Below are 4,307 nucleotides of genomic sequence, written 5' to 3'. Positions count from 1 at the left end.
TCCGGTCGAGCCGGGAGGGCGTTCGCCCTGGGTCAAGGACCTTTCGACCCGGAAGATCTGAATCGGAATCCGGAACGGCGGGCTGCGTCGCCCCCCGGCCAAATGATCAGATTTCTACGCTTCTGAGTGAGCGTCTACAATAGGATGGAAGGCCTCGATCACTGAGGTCCGCGTCACATCGGCACAGGCCTGCCGACGCTAGCTCGCCCTGAGCGCGGTTCGGACGACCTGTGCGCCCGCCCGAGCGGCAACAGTCGCTGTCGGGACGACGGGTGAGTTCGAGGCCGCGTCGATACTGCGGCAGGACTGGGCGAGAACTCCGTCGCAGGTGCCTCCTGTTGCCCGGCTCTGCGCACCTCCGCAGCGTCACAACCGCCCAGTTTTCGTTACACACTCCTGCTTCCGGGCAGTAGAGGTGCGCGTTTGTCAGCGAAGTATTTGCACCTCGGGAGGGTCCGAATGGACCCCGAACGCCTGTTTGTTTCCAGTTCTCGGCTTCCGTCGCTCCTCAGGGCTGCGTTGCCTTCTTGCCATTCCATCGCCTGACTCGTAAGTGCCTGAAACCAGGTCCTTTTCCAGAAGGACCCAAAACACTCGGCGAGCATGTCAAGGCCAAGCGGCTAGAAGCTGGCCTCCACCAAGCAGAGCTCGCTGCCCAACTCGGGGTGGACGAGTTCACGGTGTTGAACTGGGAGAACGGCCACACCATGCCCAGGGTCAGCTACTACGGCCGGGTGGTGGCCGGCGGTGATCGTCAAAGGGTCAGTCTCGGACGGGGGGTCGTACATCAGGTTCTTTCCGGCTGAGGCGGCAGGACTTCCGCCTCAATGCCGTCGTCGCGAAGCTTGCGCTCAACCTGTTCTCGCGTGCGGAGGCTCGTGGGAACGAGCAATACCAGCGCGCCGTCCGGAGATTCTTCCGGCCCGGTGACCAGGCCGCTTCTGCCAACAACCGAGGCGATCACCGCCCTCAGAGCGGTGCCTGGCGTTTCAAACTGGCCCGCGGCAAGAACCACGGTCCACCTGTGGATTGCCGCCTGTTCGTCGCCCACCATCGGAACAGCATAACATTTCGGGAACCCATGACCGCACCGGCTATCCCCCGAAGATGGGTCGAGCTTGATGCCTTGTGATGTACCGGCGAAGCTGGTCCAGCCGGCGGACTGTCGGCAACATCGCGAACTCCTTGACGGACGGTTCCATGCCCGGATCTATCGGTTGGCACCGCCGCCCCTCGACTCGGGTTCTTCCCGCCCGCCGAGGAGTGCGATAGCCTGTGCAGATCCAGACGCATACGGTCGATAGCGGCACAATGACAAGTCCGTGGCCAAAGCGCGCGGAAACACGGGCCGCCGCTTCAGGAGCGGCTCATTTCGCCGCGAGACCAACGCCCCTTCCGCCGGGTCCCCTTGCACTGCAGACTGACTGTAGAACTCTGTCGTCTCCGGTAGCTGTCGAGAAGGCGGTCCCGTCGCGGGTTTGTTCGAATGTCGAAGGCAGGATCTTCCATCTATGACGAGTTGACCGAGCGGTTCACCGGCTGGGCGTGCTCGACAACGTGACGCTCGCGGATGCCTACTTCGGTCGGAAATACGCGGTAGTATCGGAGCGAGAGAAGATCGAGATGCGTATCATGCGAAAGAGGAAGAAGGAGTACCTGGCCGCGAGGGCGGCCTAGGTTGAAACCAGGAACTGTCTCTTAGCGAAAGCTATCCGCGGCCCGAAAGCTCTTGTCATCGCGATCGATGCAGGTGTAGTAGTGGCCTAGCCTGACCACGGTACTGTGTCGAACGAGCCAGCGAGGGATGGAGGGGACATTCGATGGGCGAGGAGACCTTCTACGAGTGGAAGGAACGCGACAAGAAGAGCGGCGCCGATCCCATCGGCTGGAAGGACGCCAAAGCGGACGTCCTCAAAGCCGAACGCGAGGAGATGGCCAGGCGGCGCGGCGTCTATCCGGACAAGACGCCAGTGGCGGGCGACGTCGCCGGGCTGGCCATCTCTGGCGGGGGCATCCGCTCGGCGACCTTCGCACTCGGCGTGCTCCAGGCGCTCGGCGAACGCGGGTTGCTGCAACGCTTCGACTACCTGTCGACCGTCTCGGGCGGTGGCTATCTGGGCGCCTCGCTGAGCTGGCTGCTGAGAGACCAGTTCGCTCATAAGCGTCCGGACGAGATTCCGGAGCTGGGCCTCGAGCGGGGTAGCTTCCCCTACGGCACGGCCGATCCGGATTCGGACGCTGCGGATCGCCCGGGATGGCAGAAGAAGCTGCTCGCCTACCTGCGCGCGCACGGCGAATACCTCACGCCGGGCCAGCGCATCACGCTCCTATCCGGCCTGGGGGTAGTTCTGCGCGGAATCATCGTGAACCTGACCGTCTGGCTACCGATCCTCGCCGCCGTCTTCGTCGTCTTCCTCGTGTTCGATCGATCCTTCGAGGACGGAGCCCTCGTCTGGACAAAGGACCCCGCGGATCCGTTACGGATGGCCCGGTGGCTCGTTGGGCTCCTCATCTTCATCTTCGCTTGCCTGTCTCTGGGCTTCGCGGTCACCACCTATTGGGTGCGCAATCTGCCGCCATGGTTCCGCTACTGGTACCGCAGGCTCTTCGAGAAGTTCTCGGGTGTACTGCTCAAGGCGGTCCTCGCCCTGCTCGTGCTCGCCTCGCTCCCGTTCGTCGTCGGCCTAATCGACAAATACGCGACGGCTGCCGGGGTCATTTCCTTTCTTCTCGGCTCGCTCTCCGCGATACCCACGTTCAAGGGAGGCGACGACGGGGAATCCGGGATTCCACTCGGCGTGATCGCAGGAGTAGGAGCCGCACTCCTGCTCTACGGGGTATTGATTCTCGCCTATCAGCTGGCCTCCCTTTGGTTCGGGGGCAGCGTCGTGGAGGTCTACCCGCTCCAAATCCCCGGGATGCTTGTCGTGGGCGCCGCTGTAGCCGTGGCGGTGCTGGTCGGTCTCCTCTCCAACCTCAACCTCGTCGGCATGCGCCGTTTCTACCGCGATCGGCTGATGGAGACCTTTATGCCCGAGCCGGCCGACGCACTCAAGAACAAGACCGGTCCCTCCCTGGCCGCCGACGTGCTTCGCCTGAGCGACCTCGCTGCGATCAAAGAGACTGACCGCGGTTCGGAGGAGCGGGAGCCCTGCCGAGGCCCCTACCACCTGATCAACACCAATGTCGTGCTGGTGGACTCGCCACGCCGCAAGTTCCAGATCCGTGGCGGCGACAGCTTCTTGCTGGCGCCCCGCTACTGCGGCAGCGATGCCACGGGGTATCGACAGACGGGCGAATTCGCCAGGGACAACATCACGCTCGCCAGCGCGATGGCGATCTCCGGCGCGGCCGCCCATCCGAACACCGGCGTCGGGGGCGTTGGCCCGATGCGGCAGAAGGCGGTGGCGGTGCTCATGAACCTCCTCAACATTCGGCTCGGCTACTGGATTCCCCACCCGAGCCGGCCGAATCAGAAGGCGCGAACCCCGAGCCACTTCAAGGCTGCGTACTACCAAGTCGCCTCCGACGGCTATATGGAGAGGCGTGGCCACCTGGAGATCAGCGATGGAGGCCACTTCGAGAATCTGGGCGTCTACGAGCTGGTGCGGCGGAAATGCGGCTTCATCCTCGCGATCGATGGCGCCGCGGATCCCGGGTTCGCCTTCGCGGACCTCCGCAACGCCGGTGAGCGGATCCGCGAGGACTTCGGCGCCCGGCTCAACTTCGATGAAGGCGAGATCGAGGAGATGGTCCCGAAAGAAGGGGATCGGGAGGACGCAATCGCCCGGGCGAAGTGCGCCAAGCAGGGATTCGCCGAGGGCCTGATCCGCTACAACGATGGCACGAAGGGCCGTATCGTCTACGTGAAGAGCACCTTCGTGAAGGAGCTGGCCCTGCGCGTCCGTGGCTACAAGCGTGCAAACAAGGAGTTCCCGGACGAGTCCACAGCCGACCAGTTCTTCGACGAGAGTCAGTTCGAAGCCTACCGCTGGCTCGGCTACGCGATCGGCGAGCAGGCGGCGGACCCGGTCGACGACCGCCTGCCGCACAAGTGGTGGTAGGAGACTGAAGCGGGGCTCCAATCCGCCGGGGTTTCGCGAATAGACGCGCCCCGCCGCCTCCACCAGCTCGCCGAGCCTGTCTGTCCTCAGAATTCATCGCGTTGGTAGGGTCGAGGGCTGGCGCGGTGGTCCGTAAGGCGGTGGCCTTGTCTGTATCCCGGGTTTCCCCGTTCGTGCCCGTGTAGACCCCACCGTGACTCCGTTTCCAGCCCCCGCCACATCGAACGCAGCATGCGGATTTCC

At 63.9% G+C, this 4,307-nt stretch carries 3 protein-coding genes; 2 read left to right on the top strand and 1 reads right to left on the bottom strand.

Annotated features, from left to right (window positions below; genetic code table 11):
- The first annotated feature begins 527 nt into the window (after nucleotides 1-527).
- The gene (locus tag GY937_02370) at nucleotides 528-806 is read left to right on the top strand and encodes a helix-turn-helix transcriptional regulator (GenBank protein ID MCP5055549.1); all 279 of its coding nucleotides are present in this window, start codon (nucleotides 528-530) and stop codon (nucleotides 804-806) included.
- Here the strand turns inward: GY937_02370 and GY937_02365 are convergent.
- Complete coding sequence (locus GY937_02365; GenBank protein MCP5055548.1) at nucleotides 788-1,054, bottom strand: hypothetical protein; 267 nt, start codon at nucleotides 1,052-1,054, stop codon at nucleotides 788-790. The two genes, GY937_02370 and GY937_02365, sit on opposite strands and share 19 nt — an antisense overlap.
- Nucleotides 1,055-1,820: 766 nt before the next feature.
- Between GY937_02365 and GY937_02360 the strand changes: the two genes are divergently transcribed.
- Nucleotides 1,821-4,064 carry a hypothetical protein gene (locus GY937_02360; GenBank protein MCP5055547.1) on the top strand — a complete coding sequence of 748 codons (2,244 nt, stop codon included), beginning with the start codon at nucleotides 1,821-1,823 and terminating at the stop codon, nucleotides 4,062-4,064.
- Nucleotides 4,065-4,307 lie beyond the last annotated feature (243 nt).

This window comes from bacterium (assembly GCA_024228115.1).
GTDB lineage: Bacteria > Myxococcota_A > UBA9160 > UBA9160 > UBA6930.
Note: the sequence above shows the minus strand (reverse complement) of the source record. Positions and strands in the feature narration are given on the sequence as shown.